A 17222-nucleotide genomic window follows, 5' to 3' on the forward strand; every position below is an offset into this window, starting at 1 on the left:
ACCACCTCCTTTACGATGTAGATTTCTTGGGGTGTTCGGGCTCCCGGTGCGCACGACAGCGGCCGCCGGCCCGCATCCGCGCTGCGGAACCGGCGGCCGCCCGCCGCGTGTGCGGGGTCCGCGCCGCCCGGGCGGCGCGGACCCGGCGGCCCTAGGCTTCGAACGCCTCCGGCGGCGGGCAGGCGCAGACCAGGTTGCGGTCACCGTAAGCCTGATCGATCCGGCCCACCGGCGACCAGTACTTGTCGTAGCGCAGTTCCGGCACCGGGAACGCGCCTTCGTGGCGGGAGTAGGGGCGCTCCCACTCCTGGACGGTCAGCGCCTCAGCGGTGTGCGGCGCGTTCTTCAGCGGGTTGTCCTCGGGGGGCAGGGATCCGTCGGCGACCCGGTCGATCTCGCCGCGGATGGCGATCATCGCGTCGACGAACCGGTCCAGCTCGGCCAGGTCCTCGCTCTCGGTCGGCTCGACCATCAGCGTCCCGGCGACCGGGAACGACATGGTGGGCGCGTGGAACCCGTAGTCGATCAGCCGCTTGGAGACGTCCTCGTTGCTGATGCCCGTGCTCTTCTGCAGGCCGCGGATGTCGATGATGCACTCGTGGGCCACCAGACCGCCCTGGCCGGTGTAGAGCACCGGGTAGTAGGGCTCCAGCCGCTTGGCGACGTAGTTGGCGGTGAGCACGGCCGACTCGGTGGCCGAGCGCAGCCCGTCCTGGCCCATCATCCGGATGTAGGCCCACGAGATCTGCAGGATCCCGGCGGAGCCGAAAGGCGCCGACGAGACGGGGCCCACGCCGGTGTAGGGGCCGGCCTCGGGCTGGCTGGGGTGGTTGGGCAGGTAGGCGGCCAGGTGGGAGCGCGCCGCTACCGGACCCACACCCGGACCGCCGCCGCCGTGGGGGATGCAGAAGGTCTTGTGCAGGTTGAGGTGGCTGACGTCGGCGCCGAACGCGCCGGGCTTGGCCCACCCCAGCAGCGCGTTCAGGTTTGCGCCGTCGACGTAGACCTGCCCGCCTGCCTCGTGCACCAGGCTGCACACCTGGGTGATGGTGTCCTCGTAGACGCCGTGCGTGGAGGGGTAGGTCACCATGATCGCGGCCAGGTCGCCGGCGTGCCGGGCCGTCTTGTCCCGCAGGTCCGCCATGTCGATGTTTCCGCCGTCGTCGCAGGCCACGACCTTGACACGCATACCGGCCATGATCGCGCTCGCGGCGTTGGTGCCGTGGGCGGAACTGGGGATCAGGCAGACGTCGCGGCCGGTCTCGCCGCGCCCGCGGTGGTAGCCGCGGATCGCCAGCAGCCCGGCCAGCTCGCCCTGGGACCCGGCGTTGGGCTGCAGCGACACCGCGTCGTAGCCGGTGATCTCGGCCAGCCAGCGCTCCAGGTCGCGCACGATGCGCACGCTGCCCGCCGCCTGGTCCAGGGGCGCGAAGGGGTGCAGCGCGGCGAACTCCGGCCAGGTCACCGATTCCATCTCGGCGGTGGCGTTGAGCTTCATCGTGCACGAGCCCAGCGGAATCATGCTGCGGTCCAGCGCCAGGTCCTTGTCGGAGAGCCGGCGCATGTAGCGCAGCAGCGACGTCTCGCTGCGGTGGGAGGAGAAGACGGGGTGGGTCAGGTAGTCCACGCCGCGGCGCAGGTCCTGCGGCAGCGCGGCCGAGTCCCGGCCCCGGTCGCCGGCGTCGGCGGCGCCGTGGGCGCTGCCCGAGGTGGGGGCGCCGGTGCAGGCCGCCACGATCTGCTCCAGGTGGGCGGCGGTGGTGACCTCGTCGCAGCTGATGCCCACGGTGTCGGAGTCGGCAGCGAGCAGGTTGATGCCGCGCTCGGCCGCCGCCCCGACGACCGCGGTCGCGGCGCCGGGCACCCGCACGCGCAGCGTGTCGAAGAACCGGTCGTCGGCGACGCCGAGGCCGGCGTTGCGCAACCGCTCGGCGAGGTCGACGGTGTGCCCGTGCACCCGCTCGGCGATGGCCCGCAGCCCCTGAGGGCCGTGGTAGACGGCGTACATCGATGCCATCACGGCCAGCAGCACCTGGGCGGTGCAGATGTTGCTGGTGGCCTTCTCCCGGCGGATGTGCTGCTCGCGGGTCTGCAGCGCCAGCCGGTAGGCGGGCTTGCCGGCGTTGTCGACCGAGACGCCCACCAGGCGTCCGGGCAACTGGCGCTGGAGTCCTTCGCGCAGCGCCATGTAGCCGGCGTGCGGCCCGCCGAATCCCATGGGCACGCCGAAGCGCTGGGTGGAGCCCACCGCGATGTCGGCACCCATCTCACCGGGGCTGCGCAGCAGGGTCAGCGCGAGGATGTCGGCGGCGACCACCGCCTGCGCACCGCGCTCGTGGGCCTCGGCGATGACGGGGCGCGGATCGCGCACCGCGCCGCTGCCGGCCGGGTACTGGATGAGCACGCCGAAGGCGTCGGCGTCGGGCAGCCCTTGGGAGAGGTCGGCCACCACCACGTCGATGCCCAGCGGCTCGGCCCGGGTGCGCAGCACCGACAGGGTCTGCGGGAACACGTCGGAATCGACGATGAACACGTCGCCCTTGCCGCGCGTGGCGCGGCGCGCCAGCGTCATCGACTCGGCGGCGGCCGTGGCCTCGTCCAGCAGCGAGGCGCCCGTGACGTCCAGTCCCGTCAGATCCGAGACCATCGTCTGGAAGTTCAGCAGGGCTTCCAGGCGCCCCTGGGAGATCTCGGGCTGGTAGGGCGTGTAGGCCGTGTACCAGGCCGGGTTCTCCAGGATGTTGCGCCGGATGACCGGCGGGGTGACGGTGTCGTAGTATCCCTGGCCGATCATCGAGGTCAGTACCCGATTGCGGTCGGCCAGTTCCCGCAGCTCGGCCAGCGCCTCCGTCTCGCCGGCCGCCTCGGGCAGCTCCAACGGGGCCGGCTGTCCGGGGCCGGTGAGGATCGACTCGGGCAAAGCCGCGGTCATCAGATCGGCCGTACTGCCATGGCCCACCGTCTTGAGCATCTGGGTGAGCTGGGCCGGGTCCGGTCCGATGTGGCGATCGGCGAATCCGCGGGCGGCCGCGGCGCCGACGTCCGGCCCTCGTTCACGGATTGGCTGCTCCGTCATGGAGACCTCCTGGTCGCTGTGCCGCTATGCGGCTGCTCCTGTCTGGTCTCCCCCTCTGTCGCTCACGGCCCGTGGGCCGAGGCGGCACGTCTCGCCTACCGCTCCAGAGTGGCCTCCTCCACGCGGTCCTTGGTGCCTGAGAGGTTACTGGGGAGTGTTGCCCCGTCGGCGCCCCGCTGTGGGGGTCTCTCCCGCGTGGTATCGACGGCCGGATGTGGTGTCGACTCCGGTGTTCAGTTGTGGGTGGCCCATTATCTACGGCACTTGCGGACCGTCGGCGGCGGGGGGCACTCCTGCGGGCGCCGCATCGCCTCCCCGCACGTCCCGACGCTACTGGATCGCGGCGCCGACGTGGAGTGGCCGCGACCGGACACGTGTCACACCCCCGGCGCGCGGCGGGGGTCGGCACGCGCGGATGGACGCGTGCCGATCAGGCGGAGGGCGCGTTCGGGGCCGCGGGGCCCGGGCGGGCGGGCGGTTCAGCCGGTCTTGCGTTCGCGGCGGCGCCGCGCCAGCTCGTCGGCGGGCGGGGCCTGCGGGCTCAGCGAGCCTTCCAGGTCCTCGCCGGGCACCTCGCCCAGGGCGCTCTCCAGTTCGCGCCAGACGCGTCCCAGCGCGATACCGAACACCCCCTGACCGCCTTGCATGAGGTCGACCACCTCGTCGGGCGAGGTGCACTCGTAGACACTGACTCCGTCGCTCATCAGGGTGATCTGGGCGAGGTCGGCGGTCCCGCGGTAGCGCAGGTGGTCCACGGCCGGGCGGATCTGCTGCAGGGAGATGCCGGTGTCGAGCAGGCGCTTGACGACCTTGAGGAGCAGGACGTCGCGGGAGTCGTACAGCGCGGGCCGGCCGTCGGCGGACTGCACGCTGGGGTTCACCAGGCCGGTGCGGGCCCAGTAGTCGAGTTGCCGATAGGTGATGTCAGCGGCCGCACACGCCGTGGGACCGCGATAACCGACGTCCATAGGCAGCGCCACCACGTCCTCTTCGCACAGCAGGCCCTGCTCCCCAGCTCGCCGTATCGCTGTATGCCCGAGAGCGGAGGTTTGCTGCTCACCGCTAGTAACCGCCACGCCGAACCTCCGGCTCCTCGGCCCACGGCGGTTTGACAGGGGGCATGAAGGGTGCGCCGCGGGTTCCTTCGACAATGAAGGTAAGCCGGTCGCACGGACAGCGTCAACGACACCCTTCGGCGCGTCGCGGAACCTGTTCCATCGCCGCCGCACCCTCATGCCGTCCATCCGCAAGCATACGCCCCTCCGGGCCCGCGAGCGACTTCCGTGCGACCGTGACCTGCGCCGGAACCGGAACTCCGCCCCCGCGGCGTACTGAACACGCTCCGGGTACGCGGCCGCGGGCGACGCGCGGGACCGACCGACACGCCGGGCCGCCCATCCATCCGGGCCGCGGCCCGAACCCGCCCGCCCGGTCCCGCACGGCGGCGCCGGCGGCCGCGTCTGGTATCTGTGGTGGCTGCCTACCGCGGGCGGCCCCGACCGTCCGATCCATCCACCCCTGGGAAGGGGCCGAAGGTGAACCGGCGCACCACGAACTGGGCGGGCAACATCGGCTTCACCGCCGAACGCCTCCACCACCCCTCCACCGTCGCCGAACTGCAGGCGGTCATCGCCCGCGCCGAGCGGGCGCGCGCCCTCGGCAGCGGGCACTCCTTCAACGCCGTCGCCGACACCCCCGGCGCGCTGGTCTCGCTGGCGCACCTGCCGCGCACCATGGAGCTGGACACCGCCGCCGGAACGGTGCAGGCGGGTGCGGGCGTGCGCTACGCCGAGCTGGCCCAATGGCTCCACGAGCGCGGCCGCTCCCTGCACAATCTGGGATCGCTCCCCCACATCTCGGTGGCGGGCTCGTGCGCCACCGCCACCCACGGCTCCGGCGACGCCAACGGCAGCCTCGCCACCGCCGTGGAAGGGCTGGAGCTGGTCACGGCCGAAGGCGACCTGGTGGCCCTCAGCCGGGCCGAGCACGGCACCGACTTCGACGGCATGGTGGTCGCCCTGGGCGCGCTGGGCGTGGTGACGTCGATGACGCTGCGCACCGCACCCACCTTCGACGTCGCCCAACGGGTCTATGACGACCTGCCGCTGGAGGCGCTGGAGGACGGCTTCGACGCGATCACCGGCGCCGCCTACAGCGTCAGCCTGTTCACCGCCTGGCGCGAACCCGTGATCGACCAGGTGTGGGTCAAGCACCGCGTCGGGGACACGCTCCACGAGGACGCCGCGTCCGGTTTCTTCGGCGCGCGGCCGGCCGACGGGCCGCGCCACCCCGTTCCCGGGATGGCCGCCCAGCACTGCACCGAGCAGCTGGGGGCGGCGGGCCCGTGGTCGGAGCGCCTGCCGCACTTCCGCCCGGGGTCGCCGCCCAGCAGCGCCGGCGCGGAACTGCAGGCGGAGTACCTGCTGCCGCGCCATGCGGCCGTGGCGGCGCTACGGGCGCTGGAACCGCTGCGCGAGCGCATCGCCCGCGTCGTGCAGATCAACGAGATCCGTACCGTCGCCGCCGACGAGCAGTGGCTGAGCCCCAGCTACCGCCAGGACACCGCGGCCTTCCACTTCACCCTGGTTCCCGACACCGCCGCGGTACTTCCGGTGCTGGAGCTCATCGAGGAGCGGCTGGCCCCCTTCGGCGCCGTGCCCCACTGGGGCAAGCTGTTCACCGTCCCGCCCGCGGCGCTGCGCGAGCGCTACAGCCGCCTGCCCGATTTCGCGGCCCTGGCCCGCCGGTTCGACCCCGCCGGCAAGTTCGCCAACGCGTTCCTTCGCGAGCACGTCCTCGGCGACGGGTAAGGGCCGCCCACCGGCGGGCGCTCGCACAGCGCGGCCTACAACCGGTCGATGGCCCGGCGGGGCGAGCGGGCGCGGCGCCCGATGCCGCGCCAGGGGTCGGTGTCGGCGCGCCCGGCGAAGGTGCGCACGGTCCAGTGCCGGGCCGAGTCGATGTGCTCCAGTTCGTCCCAGGTCATCGGGGTCGCCACGGGGGCGCTCGGCAGCGCCCGCACCGAGTAGGGCGCCACCGCCAGCTGGGCGTAGCCGTTGCGCAGGTAGTCCAGGAAGAGCCGCCCTCCCCTGCGCTGTTTGCGCAGCGCAGTGGTGAGCTCGTCGGGCCGCCGGCGGGCGGCCAGCTCGGCGATCACACGGGCGAAGTCGCGGGCCTGGCCGGCGCGGATCTCGGGCCGGATGGGCGCCACCACGTGCACCCCGCGCGACCCGGTCGTCATCGGGTAGGCCGCCAGCCCCAGGCTCTCCAGCACCTCCCGGACGTCGTGGGCCGCCCGGCGCACCGCGGCGAAGTCGTCGCCGGGCGGATCCAGGTCGATGACCAGCCGGTCGGGGGTGTCCACGCGGGGCGCCCGACTCAGCCACGGGTGCAGCGTGACGGCGGCCTGGTCGGCCAGCCACACCAGGGTGGCGGCGTCGTCGCAGACGAGCATCTCGCGCCGGGCCCCGCCGTCGGCGGGTACGCCGACCGCCCCGGCCCAGGCGGGCGCGTGCGAAGGCCGGTTCTTGACGTAGAAACCGCCTTGGGGGTCGCCGATCCCGTGCGGGTAGCGCTGCACGGCCAGCGGCCGCCCGCGCAGATGGCGCACCATCGGCCCGGCGACGGTGCGGTAGTACTCGGCGAGTTCGCGTTTGGTGACCCCGCCCGGCTCGAACAGCTCCTTGTCGGGCTTGTGGATGCGGACCCGGCGCCCGCCCACCCGCCATCCCGGTGCCTGCTCGGTCACCGCGCTCCCCCGTTCGTGTGTGTCTTTACCCGCAGTCTGCGGCGTTTTACCTGCAAAGGGGCACTATGGGAGATAGGTCGGGGGAAGGAGGCACGCCGATGGCCTCTCCGGTGTGGAAAGGGACGTTGAGTTTCGGGCTGGTGAGCCTGCCGGTGCGGCTGTTCACCGCCCGCGAGCGCCACGGAACGCGCTTCCACCAGTTCCAGCGCGGTACCTCCGACCGGATCCGCTACCGGCGGATCAACGAGCGCACCGGAACGGAGGTGGACTCCTCCGAGATCGTGCGCGGCGCCAGGGCCGACGAGTCGGGCTCGGACGAGTACGTCATCGTCGAGCCCGCCGAGCTGGAGGAGATCGCGCCAGGGCGGTCCCGGTCGCTGGAGATCGGCGCGTTCGTACCGGCCGGCGACGTCGAGGCGCTGTGGTACGACTCCGCTTACTACGTCGCTCCCGACTCCGCGGGATCGGCCAAGCCCTACCGGCTGCTGTGCCGTGCCCTGGAGCGGTCGGGGCGCCTGGGACTGACCAGGCTGGTGATGCGGGAGCGCCAGCACTTGGCGGTAGTGGGCCCGCAGCAGGGGGTCCTGACACTGAGCACGCTGTGGTGGGCCGACGAGGTCCGCGACCCCGCGGAGACCCTGCCCGCGATCCCCGGCGCCGAGCTGGGCGACCGCGATCTGGAGCTGGCCGAGCAGCTGATCGGCGCGATGGCCGACGAGTGGCGGCCCGCCGACTACACCGACGACTACCAGGAGCGCATCGACGAGCTGATCCGCGCCAAGAGCGCGGGCGAGCGGGTGCGCTACGCCGAGGAGGGGGCGCCGGAGGAGACCAACGTCGTGGAGCTGACCGAGGCGCTGCGCGCCAGCCTGCGCAGCGGCGACGAGAACGCCGCCCGGGGCGGGGGACCGGGCTCCGGGCGGCGCCGCTCGGGCGCGGGCGGCCGCTCGGGCGCGGGCGGCCGCTCGGGACCGGGATCGGGTTCCGGGGGCGGCGGCCGCGGCCGGGACTCCGGCGCTGCGCCGCCCGAGCCGCGCCAAGCGCCGGTCGCCGAGCTGTCCAAACGCGACCTCGCGCGCCTGGCCTCCGAGCTGGACGTCCCGGGCCGGTCGAAGATGGATCGCCGGCAGCTGGCGGAGGCGGTCGAGCGAGCCCGTGCCGAGGCCGCGGCGCACTCGGCGTGACCGGCGGCGCAGCCGGACGGCGGGCGCCGCCGGGCTCCCCCGGCGCCGGCGCCCGGGCGCCATCTCAGCCCTCGACGGACAGGTCGGTGGGCACGTCGGCGGGCGCGAGATCGCTGCGGCAGCGCACGTAGCCCACGGCGTGGCGCCAGCGCCCCGCCGAGGCGGCCGCGTCCGGCGCGATCTCCACGACGACCTCCGGTACCACCCGCGCGTAGTCCCCGCGGGCCGAGCCCCACCGCGCGGGCAGCCGCCGGGGCCAGGGGTGATCGCCACCGGACGGGCGCAGGAGTGCCGCCAGTTCCCCCCGGTGCGCGGGGGCGATCTCGCCGGTACGCCCGGCCACGCGCAACGCCCCCGTCTGGGAGTCGCGCCGGCCCACGACGAGTTCGCGGGGATCGCCGGGCTCGCCGATCACCCCGCCCACGATCGCTTCGGTCGTGACCCGGTGCTTGTACTTCAGCCAGTCGCGGCGGCCCGGCCGGTAGCGGCCGCGGCCGTCTTTGGCGACCAGGCCCTCCACACCCACGCGCCGCATCTGCTCGAACCACTGCCGGGCGACGTCGGGCGCGCCGGTCTGCCAGCCGAGCATGACGGCCGGTTCGCTCACGCGCAGCATCAGCTCCTCCAGGAACCGGCGGCGTTCGTCCAGCGGCCGGTCGGCCAGCTCGGCGCCGTCGGCGCGCAGCAGGTCGAAGGCGATGTAGTGGCAGGGCTCGGTGCCGGCCGCCCGCCGGGCCGCCGCCGAGGCGCGGCCACGGCGCTGCAGCGCGGAGAAGTCGAGGCGGCCCTCGGTCGACCAGCGCACGATCTCGCCGTCGACGGCGGTGCCCGGGGGCAGGACCGCCTCCACGGCGGCGGCGACGTCGGGAAAGGCGGGGGCGAGCGGCCGGCCCGAGCGCGAGGTCAGGTGCACCCCGCCGTCGCGCTCGGCGATGGCGCGATAACCGTCCCATTTGGGTTCGTAGCGCCAATGCGGCCCTTCGGGGAAGGTGCCGACCGCGCGCGCGAGCATCGGTTCCACGCTGCGGGAATGCCCGCTGCGCGACCGCGGCAGCTGCGTGCCGGGGCGATCGTGGGACGATGTTGACCGCACCTTGGCCCGCCCGGACGCCGCCGCGCGGTGGCCGGGCGGCCGGCTTCAGGTGGTGCGGCCGAAGTCCTCGGGCGAGATCTGGTCGAGGAACTCCCGGAACTTCTCGACCTCGTCCTCCTGCTCGTCGGGTATGGGCACCCCGGCTTCCTCCACCACGTCCTCATGGGCGTAGATGGGCGCGCCGGTGCGCAGCGCCAGCGCGATGGAGTCGGAGGGCCGGGCGCTGACTTCGACGCCGTTGGAGAAGACCAGTTCGGCGTAGAAGATGCCGTCGCTGAGCGCGGTGATGTTGACCGTCGTCAGGTCGGCGTCCAGCGCTTCGAGCACGTCGCGGAAGAGATCGTGGGTAAGCGGACGAGCGGGCGTCACGCCCTGCTGGGCGAGGGCGATCGCGGTCGCCTCGACCGCGCCGATCCAGATCGGCAGGTACTGTTCGCCGTCGGTTTCCTTGAGCAGGACGATCGGCTGGTTCGAGGGCATCTCGACTCGGACGCCGACAACCTCCATGTACTTCACTGCGGCTCCGTCCCACGACTCGTCGTGCCGGAGGGGGCACTCGCCAAGGTGTGCTCTGCTCCGTCTTCTTCACGGTACACCGCCACGCCGACAGGCCTCCGAGGCAGGTCCCAGACGCCGACGCCCGGACCGGACTCCGGCACCCCTCCCCGACGCCGCATCCGACGACATGACCGCGATGTCCCCGATCGCGCCATCGGTGGCGGTCTTCCCTAAAGGTTCTCCGGTGCGGGGGGCGGGCAAACCTGGTCGGCGCGGTCGGAGCGGACCGCGCCGCTCAGCGGCGCGGCTTGGTCAACAGCACCAGCCGGAACTTGCCGATCTGCACTTCGTCGCCGCCGCCGATCTCGGCCTCGTCTATACGTTCGCGGTTGACGTAGGTGCCGTTGAGGCTGCCGACGTCGCGGACGCCGAACCCGTTTCCGCGCCGGAAGAACTCCACGTGGCGCCGGGAGACGGTGACGTCGTCGAGGAAGATGTCGCTGTTGGGGTGGCGGCCCACGGTCGTGACATCGCTGTCGAGGAGGAACCGGCTGCCGGCGTTGGGGCCCCGCTTGACCACCAGCAGCGCCGTGCCCGGGGGCAGGGCGTCGACGTTGGTGGGCTCGCCGGGCAGGTCCTCACCCTCGGCTTCGGCCTCCAGCGCCTGGATGCCGGCGATGGAGATGGTGGAGGTGGTCTCGCCGACGGAGTCGCGGTTGCCGCCGGATCCCGGGGCGGCATCCTGCTCGGCCGTCCGGATGGGGGAACCGCAGTTGGAGCAGAAACGGGCATCATCCGCAACGGCGTGACCGCACTGCGTGCAGTAAACGCTCGACATGGGTCGGCTCGGCCTCCTACCGCACGGGGCGGTGCTTGATCGGCTGGTGGTCGTTCGTACATGGGTGGGGACGGCTCGCGCACCCACTCGGGAAACGGGACGGGCCGGTGCTGTGTTCCCCGGCTCACCTCGGATTCTCACATGGGGTCCTCCCCTGCCGTGCTCTGATCGTGAACAGCTCCGCGTTCCCTCTCGAATCCGGCCGTGCTCGGGGAGGCCTGCCGGTGGGGAACACCCGACTCTAAACCATATCGGCGCCGCACAGGCGGCGGTGCCGTGCGGCGGGGCCCGCGGGCGGGCGGCCGGATTTGGCCGCCCGCCCGCGGGCCCGCGCGGGCCGTGCGTATCCGGCGGGTCAGCCTTCGGCCTGCTCGACCACCCGGGCCCACTCCTCCACCAGCCGCTGGGCGGTGTCGGAGTCGGGACCCTCGGACCAGAGGTGGGTGACCGCCTCGGAGGTGTCGGGCAGGATCAGCGCCCAGGCGCCGTTGGGTTCGACCACGCGCACACCGTCGGTGGTGTCGACCTCGCGGCCTTCGGCGGCCTCGACCACCGCCCGCATCACGCTGCCCTTGACCGCCCACGGGGTGGGCACCGAGCGGCGCAGCAGGTGGGACTGCGGGATGCGCCGGTCGATCTCGCTGAAGGACATGCGGGTGCGCGCGACCAGGCCCAGCAGCCGCACGAACGCGGCGATGCCGTCGCTGGTGCGGGAGAACTCGGGTACCACGTAGCCGCCGCGGCCGTCGGAGGCGAACACGATGTCCTCGGCCTGGGCGGCCTTGGCGAGTTCGTCGACGGCCGTGGGGGTCCACTGCACCCGGGCCCCGTGGTAACCGGCGACCTGGCCCGCCACCCGCGTGGTGGTCACCGGCAGGGCGATCCGGCCGCCCTGGCGCTCGGCGGCGATCAGATCCAGTATCACCAGCAGCGCGCGCTCGTTGTCGACCACCCGGCCGGTCTCGTCGACGACCGACAGGCGCTCGGCCACCGGGTCGAAGCGCACCCCGAAATCGGCGCGCGACGAGGAGACCAGCTCGCCCAGGTGCTGCAGGTCGCGCATCTGCTTGGCGAGCGTGTCGGTGGGCGAGTCCTCGTCGAGCTTGTTGTTGACGGTGAGGACCTCGACCCCGATCCGGCCCAGCAGCGAGGGCAGGATGAGCGATCCCGTGCCGCCGGCGCAGTCGACCACCACCTTCAGCCCGGCCTCGCCGATCCCCGAGGTGTCCACGGTGCGCAACAGTTCGTGGGCGTAGTTCTCCACCCCGCGCGACGGGAAGGACAGCTCGGCGATCTCGCCGGGGAACGCGCGGCGGTACTCCGCGCGGGCGAACACCCGCTCCAGCTTGCGCTGCGCCGCCGGGGACAGGTCGGCGCCGCGCTCGTCGAAGAACATGATGTCCACCGACTGGGGGTCGCCGGGCGACGTGCGCAGGCTGATGCCGCCGGCGACGCCGCCCTGGGAGGTGTGGAAGCGGGCCGCCGGAAGCGGCACCACCTCCAGGTCGCGCACGTCGATGGCGCTGGCGGTGAGTGCGCTGATGACCGCCCGCTTGAGGGCGCGCGCCGCCCGGGAGACGTCGCGCGAGGTGGTCACCACCGAGCCCTTCTTCAGCGTGGTGGCGAACGCGCTGGCCAGCCGCACCGCGAGCTCGGGCGTGATCTCGACGTTGATCAGCCCGGAGACCCCGCGTTGACCGAACAGGGAGCGCTGGCCGCGCGACTCCCAGATGACGTTGCTGTTGACGACCGCGCCGGCCTCGATGGTCTTGAAGGGGTAGACCTTGACCTCGTTGGAGAGATAGGCCTCGGACTCGACGACGCACTCTTCGCCGACGATCGCCCCCTCCTCCACGCGGGCGCGCGACATCACGTCGGTGTTCTTGCCGATGACGCAGCCGCGCAGGTTGGTGCTGGCACCGATGTAGACGTTGGCGTGCACCACGGCGCGGTGCAGGAACGCCTCCGAGCGCACCACGGCGTTGCTGCCCAGGACGCTGAACTCGCGCAGCTCGGCTCCGGCCTCGACCTTGGCGTAGTCGCCGATGTAGAGCGGACCCTTGAGCACGGCCTCGGAATCGACTTCGGCGCCTTCGGCCATCCAGACCCCGGGCGAGACCTCGAAGCCGTCGATCTCGACGTCGACCTTGCCGGAGAGCACGTCGGCCTGGGCGCGCAGGTAGCTCTCGTGGGTACCGACGTCCTCCCAGTAGCCGTCGGCGATATACCCGTAGATGGGCTCGCCGTCCTTGAGCAGTTTGGGGAACACGTCGCCCGACCAGTCGACCACTTCGCCCTCGGCGACCTCGTCGAGGACCTCGGGCTCCATGATGTAGATACCGGTGTTGACGGTGTCGGAAAAGACCTGCCCCCAGGTGGGCTTCTCCAGGAAGCGCTGGACCCGCCCCTGTTCGTCGACGATGATGATGCCGAACTCCAGCGGATTCTCGACCCGCTTGAGCCCGATGGTGACCTTGGCGCCGTTCTCGCGGTGGAAACGCACCATGTCGGTCAGGTCGATGTCGGTCAGCGCGTCACCGGAGATCACGATGAACGGCTCGCCGCGCAGGTACTCCTCGGCGTTCTTGACGCTTCCGGCTGTGCCCAGGGGCACCTCCTCGGCGACATAGTGGAGGTTCATGCCGAGTTCTTCGCCGTCGCCGAAGTAGTTGCGGATCAGCGTGGCCAGGAACTGGACGGTCACGACGGTGTCGTCGAAGCCGTGCCGGTTGAGCAGCCGCAGGACGTGCTCCATGATCGGCCGGTTGACGACGGGCAGGAGTGGCTTGGGCTGGTTGGCGGTCATCGGGCGGAGGCGGGTTCCTTCCCCTCCGGCCATGACTACGGCCTTCATCGGGGCCACCCCCAGACCCCGTGGTATGGACGGCCGGACGCCCTCGGGCGTGTTCTCATGGTGGGGACGTCGCTCCCTTCCTATCGGTCGTGCCGCTGGACGGTGGCCCGCAGCCGCGGCCGGGAGCCGTCTGCTCCGGCTGCCCCGGTTCCGCGCCCGCACGGCTGTCGCCGCCGGATGTGGCCGCTACCCCCGGCACGGGGTCGTCACCCGTGCCGGACGGACGGTCGGCCCGTCGGGACTGCGCGATCAATCGCCGCCCCTGCACCGCGTACAACAGCCCGGCCCACCAATAGATAGCCGTTCCCCAGAGAGCGAACGCCCAACCCACAATCCGCGCCCCATCGCCGACTATTCCGGCGTATCCGGCGAGGAACAACAATGGGAAGGAATAGAGCAGGCAGAGTGTAGCCGCCTTACCGGCGAAATTCACCGGAAGGGTTCCGTAGCCGTAGTGGCGCAGCACCGGAAGCGACAGCAGCATCAACCCGTCGCGCAGCACCAGCACCGCCATCAGCCACCACGGCACGATGCCGCGCACCACCAGGCCCAGCAGCGCGGCGAAGATGTAGAGGCGGTCGGCCATAGGGTCCAGGAGCGCGCCCAGGCGGCTCGCCTGGTCCCAGATCCGGGCGATCTTGCCGTCCAGCCAGTCGGAGATCCCCGCGAACGCCAGCAGACCCAGCGCCCACCAGTCGGCCTGGGGCACCAGCACCAGCCACAGGAACACCGGCACACCCGCCAGGCGCAGCATGCTCAGCAGGTTCGGCACGGTCCAGACGCGGTCGCCTGCGACACGGCCCCCTGCGCGCGGAGTCAGTCGGCTCGCCACCCCACCTCCCACGTTTCGGTTAGCGAGCTTACCCGGCGAAGGGGCGCATTACAGCGGCGCGGTCACAGCCGCTCCAGCGCGATCCCGCGCAGCCGATCGACCCCGGTGGGCTCCTGCTCGCTCAGCGCGCAGCGGCGGATCCCGCATGCGCCGAAGCGGCGGCGCACCGCCTCCACCACCGCGGCGTCGGGACGCTCGGGCACCTGGTTGAGCACGACCGGACCCAGGTGGAAGCCGGCCCCGGCCAGCTCGTCGGCGGCCCGCTCGGTTTCGGCCAGCACCATCCGCCGCGGCAGCAGCACCAGGTGCACCGCGGCGTCCTCGCGCAACCGGCGGGCGGCGCGCTCCAGCCGCCGCCGGCGGGCGTTGAGCGTGCCCAGCAGCGGGTCGGGCTCGGGCTCGGCGGAGCCGCCGACCACGCCGGCGGCGAAGCGATCGGCGTCGACGGCCTTCTCGCGCTGGCGCGCCAGCCCCTGCAGCCACGGGGTCATCAGCGCGGGCATGTGCAGCATCTTCAGCAGGTGGCCGGTGGGCGCGCTGTCGACCACCAGGCGGTCCCATTCGCCGGGCACCCGGTCCATCGTGTCGATCAACAGGTCGTTGAGCGCGGACTCGGCCATCCCCGGACCGGCCGCGGCGTGGCCGAGGTGGCGCTGGACGGCGGGCATGATCTCGCGCGGCAGCGCGGCGTAAGCGTCGTCGGTGACCTGCTTGACGCGCCGGCGCACGGCGGCGTCGGCGTCGGGCTCGGCCGCCCACAGGTTCGGTGCGACGCGGCGCGGAGCGTCGCCCAACCGCATCAGGAGCGCATCGCCGAGCGAATGGGCCGGGTCGGTGGAGACCACCAGGGTCCGCCGGCCCTCCTCCGCCAGGGCGAGGGCGGTGGCGGCGGCCAGGGTCGTCTTCCCGACGCCCCCCTTGCCGCCGAAGAAGACCAGCGGGCGCCCGTCGTCGCCGATCCCGCCGCCCGCATCGGCGGCCGCGCCCGCGCCCCTGGCATCGTTCCGGTCGGTGCTCAGCAGCACACTCCCTCGTCGCCGAACGTCTCCCGCCCCATGCGCTGATGCCATTCGTGCAGGTCAGCAACCATGTACGGGATCAGATCGAGGGTCTCATAGGCGGCGGGATCCTCCACACCCAGTGTCTGCAGCAGCAGCATGGCCCGCAGCGTGTCGTGCTGGGTGCGGGCTTCGCGGCGCAGCACGTGGCGCCAACGGGAGGCGAACCACTCCTCGTGGACCCTCTCGATCCGGCGCCACGCGCTGCGCAGCCGCTGCCACGCGCCGGTCATGTCACTGCGCCTCGTCGGTTCCCGCGGCCTCCTCGGCCGCGGCTCCGGAGTCGGCCGGGTCGCCGCGGTGGGCGAAGGCCCGGCGCAGCGCGATCGCGGCCTCGACGATCAGCCAGATCGCCAGCACGAAGATCGCCAGATCCAGCGGGGCGAGCAGGAACATCTGCATGGGCTCGCCGGAAGCGATGAAGTCCTGCAGGTTCACGATCAGCGCCCAGGAGGTCATGACCACCAGGAACACCAGCGGCACCAGCACCGCGAGCGGGTTGCGGCGGTTCTTGGTCACCCACACCGCGATCACCGACAGCGCCAGGCCGGCGGTGAGCTGGTTGGTGGTGCCGAACAGCTGCCACAGCGTCCCGAAGGCGAAGTTGCCCGGGATCAGCGCCAGGCCCAGCGGGATCAGCACCGCCATCGCCGTAGCCGCCGTCAGGTTGCGGGCCAGCGGCCGGAGACCGGTGATCTCGGCGATCTCCTGGATGATGTAGCGCTGCAGCCGCACGCCGGTGTCCAAGGAGGTGGCGGCGAAACTGATCACGACGATCGAGGCGAAGACCGCGCCCACGGTCAGGGGCACGCCGAGGTTGCCGGCGAACCCGGCCACACCGTCGACGAAGTTGCCCACCGCGCCGTCGGAGGCGGTGCCGAAGTCGACGTAGAGCTCGTCCCACTGGCCGGCGGTGGCGACCACGCCGGCCGTGCAGGCCAGGATCGAGCACAGCGCCAGCGCACCCTCGCCGGAGGAGGCCAGGTAGCCCACGTAGCGGGCGTCGGTCTCCTTGTCCAGCTGCTTGGCGGTCGTCCCGGAGGCGACCAGGCTGTGGAACCCGGAGACCGCGCCGCAGGCGATGGTGACGAACAGCAGCGGGAACCACGGAGGCGAACCGGCCGGCACGTCGTTGACCACCGGGGCGACGATGGTGTCCCAGCCCACGACCACGCCGACGAAGATGACCGCCAGCGCCAGCACCATCTGCAGCTGGTTCACGTAGTCCCGGGGCTGCAGCAGCAGCCACACCGGAAGGCGCGACGCGAAGAACGCGTAGACGAAGATCAGCACGACCCACAGGGTCTGCGCCGACATGCCCACCGCCGCGGCGACCGGCTCCAGCGACACCGGCACCGCGATGCCCAGCGGGATGAAGGCGTAGACGACCACCAGGCAGATGATCGAGGGCAGCAGCGCGGCGGTGCGGCGGCGGTAGACGAGCTGGCCCAGGGCGATGGCCATCGGGATGGTGACCAGCACCGGCAGCACGGCTTTGGGGTTGCCGTCCAGCAGGTTGCCGATGACCACCGCGAAGACCGCGTTGACCATGGTCAGCAGGAAGAACAGGATCAGCAGGAACAGCACGCGCGAGCGGGCGCTGATCACCTCGCCCGCCAGCGTCCCGATACTCTTGGCCTTGTGGCGCACGGATACCGCCAGGGCACCGAAGTCGTGCACGCCGGCGGCGAAGACCGTGCCCAGCACGACCCACAGCAGGGCCGGGCCCCATCCCCAGAAGACGGCGACGGCCGGCCCCACGATCGGGGCGGCGCCGGCCACCGAGATGAAATGGTGGCTGAAGACGATGTGCTTGTTGGTGGGGACGAAATCGATACCGTCGCGTTGGGTGTGGGCCGGTGTCACGTACGCCGGGTCGAGCGCATAGACGCGCTTGGCCAGATACGCCGAGTAGTACCGGTAGCCCAGGGCGAAGATCGCGAGGACCACGACCATGACTACGGCTGCTGGCATTGGCAGTCCTTACGTCGCACACGTGCACAAACGGCCTGCACCCCGCCCGATCCGCTCCTCGGACCGG

General features: G+C 72.1%; 13 protein-coding genes and 1 riboswitch. Of the genes, 2 read left to right on the top strand and 11 right to left on the bottom strand.

Features of this window, described 5'->3' with window-relative positions; genetic code table 11:
- Positions 1 to 151 precede the first annotated feature (151 nt).
- Both gcvP and HNR25_RS00880 read right to left on the bottom strand, forming a co-directional pair.
- A complete protein-coding gene (gene gcvP, locus HNR25_RS00875) occupies positions 152 to 3076 on the bottom strand; it encodes an aminomethyl-transferring glycine dehydrogenase (RefSeq protein WP_184632561.1) in 2925 nt (974 codons plus the stop codon).
- 113 nt (positions 3077 to 3189) lie between these two features.
- Positions 3190 to 3280: riboswitch (glycine riboswitch) on the bottom strand.
- A gap of 275 nt (positions 3281 to 3555) precedes the next feature.
- Entirely contained in the window at positions 3556 to 4056 is a 501-nt protein-coding gene (locus HNR25_RS00880; RefSeq protein ID WP_312862285.1) for a MerR family transcriptional regulator, read from the bottom strand.
- Between the two features lie 555 nt (positions 4057 to 4611).
- On the opposite strand from HNR25_RS00880, the gene HNR25_RS00885 reads away from it, so the two are divergent.
- Positions 4612 to 5886, top strand: a complete 1275-nt coding sequence (locus HNR25_RS00885) for an FAD-binding protein (RefSeq protein WP_184632565.1) — start codon at positions 4612 to 4614, stop codon at positions 5884 to 5886.
- 35 nt (positions 5887 to 5921) lie between these two features.
- Here HNR25_RS00885 and ligD read toward each other — a convergent pair whose 3' ends face one another.
- On the bottom strand, positions 5922 to 6824 hold the full coding sequence (gene ligD, locus HNR25_RS00890) for a non-homologous end-joining DNA ligase (RefSeq protein WP_184632567.1): 903 nt from the start codon (positions 6822 to 6824) through the stop codon (positions 5922 to 5924).
- A gap of 98 nt (positions 6825 to 6922) precedes the next feature.
- Between ligD and ku the strand changes: the two genes are divergently transcribed.
- Positions 6923 to 8008, top strand: a complete 1086-nt coding sequence (gene ku / locus HNR25_RS00895) for a non-homologous end joining protein Ku (RefSeq protein ID WP_184632569.1) — start codon at positions 6923 to 6925, stop codon at positions 8006 to 8008.
- 64 nt (positions 8009 to 8072) lie between these two features.
- On the opposite strand, the gene HNR25_RS00900 is transcribed toward ku, so the two are convergent.
- The 8 genes from HNR25_RS00900 to HNR25_RS00935 form a co-directional block, all read right to left on the bottom strand.
- Complete coding sequence (locus tag HNR25_RS00900; protein ID WP_184632571.1) at positions 8073 to 9020, bottom strand: ATP-dependent DNA ligase; 948 nt, start codon at positions 9018 to 9020, stop codon at positions 8073 to 8075.
- A gap of 126 nt (positions 9021 to 9146) precedes the next feature.
- The gene (locus HNR25_RS00905) at positions 9147 to 9617 is read right to left on the bottom strand and encodes a bifunctional nuclease family protein (RefSeq protein WP_184632572.1); all 471 of its coding nucleotides are present in this window, start codon (positions 9615 to 9617) and stop codon (positions 9147 to 9149) included.
- A 277-nt stretch (positions 9618 to 9894) separates the two neighbouring features.
- Positions 9895 to 10437: a double zinc ribbon and FHA domain-containing protein gene (locus HNR25_RS00910; protein WP_184632574.1), complete on the bottom strand. Its 543-nt coding sequence runs from the start codon at positions 10435 to 10437 to the stop codon at positions 9895 to 9897.
- 355 nt (positions 10438 to 10792) lie between these two features.
- Positions 10793 to 13291: a mannose-1-phosphate guanyltransferase gene (locus HNR25_RS00915; RefSeq protein WP_184632577.1), complete on the bottom strand. Its 2499-nt coding sequence runs from the start codon at positions 13289 to 13291 to the stop codon at positions 10793 to 10795.
- A 55-nt stretch (positions 13292 to 13346) separates the two neighbouring features.
- Positions 13347 to 14045 carry a CDP-alcohol phosphatidyltransferase family protein gene (locus HNR25_RS00920; protein ID WP_184638660.1) on the bottom strand — a complete coding sequence of 233 codons (699 nt, stop codon included), beginning with the start codon at positions 14043 to 14045 and terminating at the stop codon, positions 13347 to 13349.
- A gap of 140 nt (positions 14046 to 14185) precedes the next feature.
- Positions 14186 to 15082, bottom strand: a complete 897-nt coding sequence (locus HNR25_RS00925) for an ArsA family ATPase (protein WP_312862699.1) — start codon at positions 15080 to 15082, stop codon at positions 14186 to 14188.
- Between the two features lie 56 nt (positions 15083 to 15138).
- Positions 15139 to 15414: a cory-CC-star protein gene (locus HNR25_RS00930; RefSeq protein WP_184632581.1), complete on the bottom strand. Its 276-nt coding sequence runs from the start codon at positions 15412 to 15414 to the stop codon at positions 15139 to 15141.
- Between the two features lies 1 nt (position 15415).
- On the bottom strand, positions 15416 to 17155 hold the full coding sequence (locus HNR25_RS00935; RefSeq protein WP_184632583.1) for a carbon starvation CstA family protein: 1740 nt from the start codon (positions 17153 to 17155) through the stop codon (positions 15416 to 15418).
- Between the last annotated feature and the right edge of the window lie 67 nt (positions 17156 to 17222).

It is taken from the genome of Streptomonospora salina, assembly GCF_014204715.1.
Lineage (GTDB): Bacteria > Actinomycetota > Actinomycetes > Streptosporangiales > Streptosporangiaceae > Streptomonospora > Streptomonospora salina.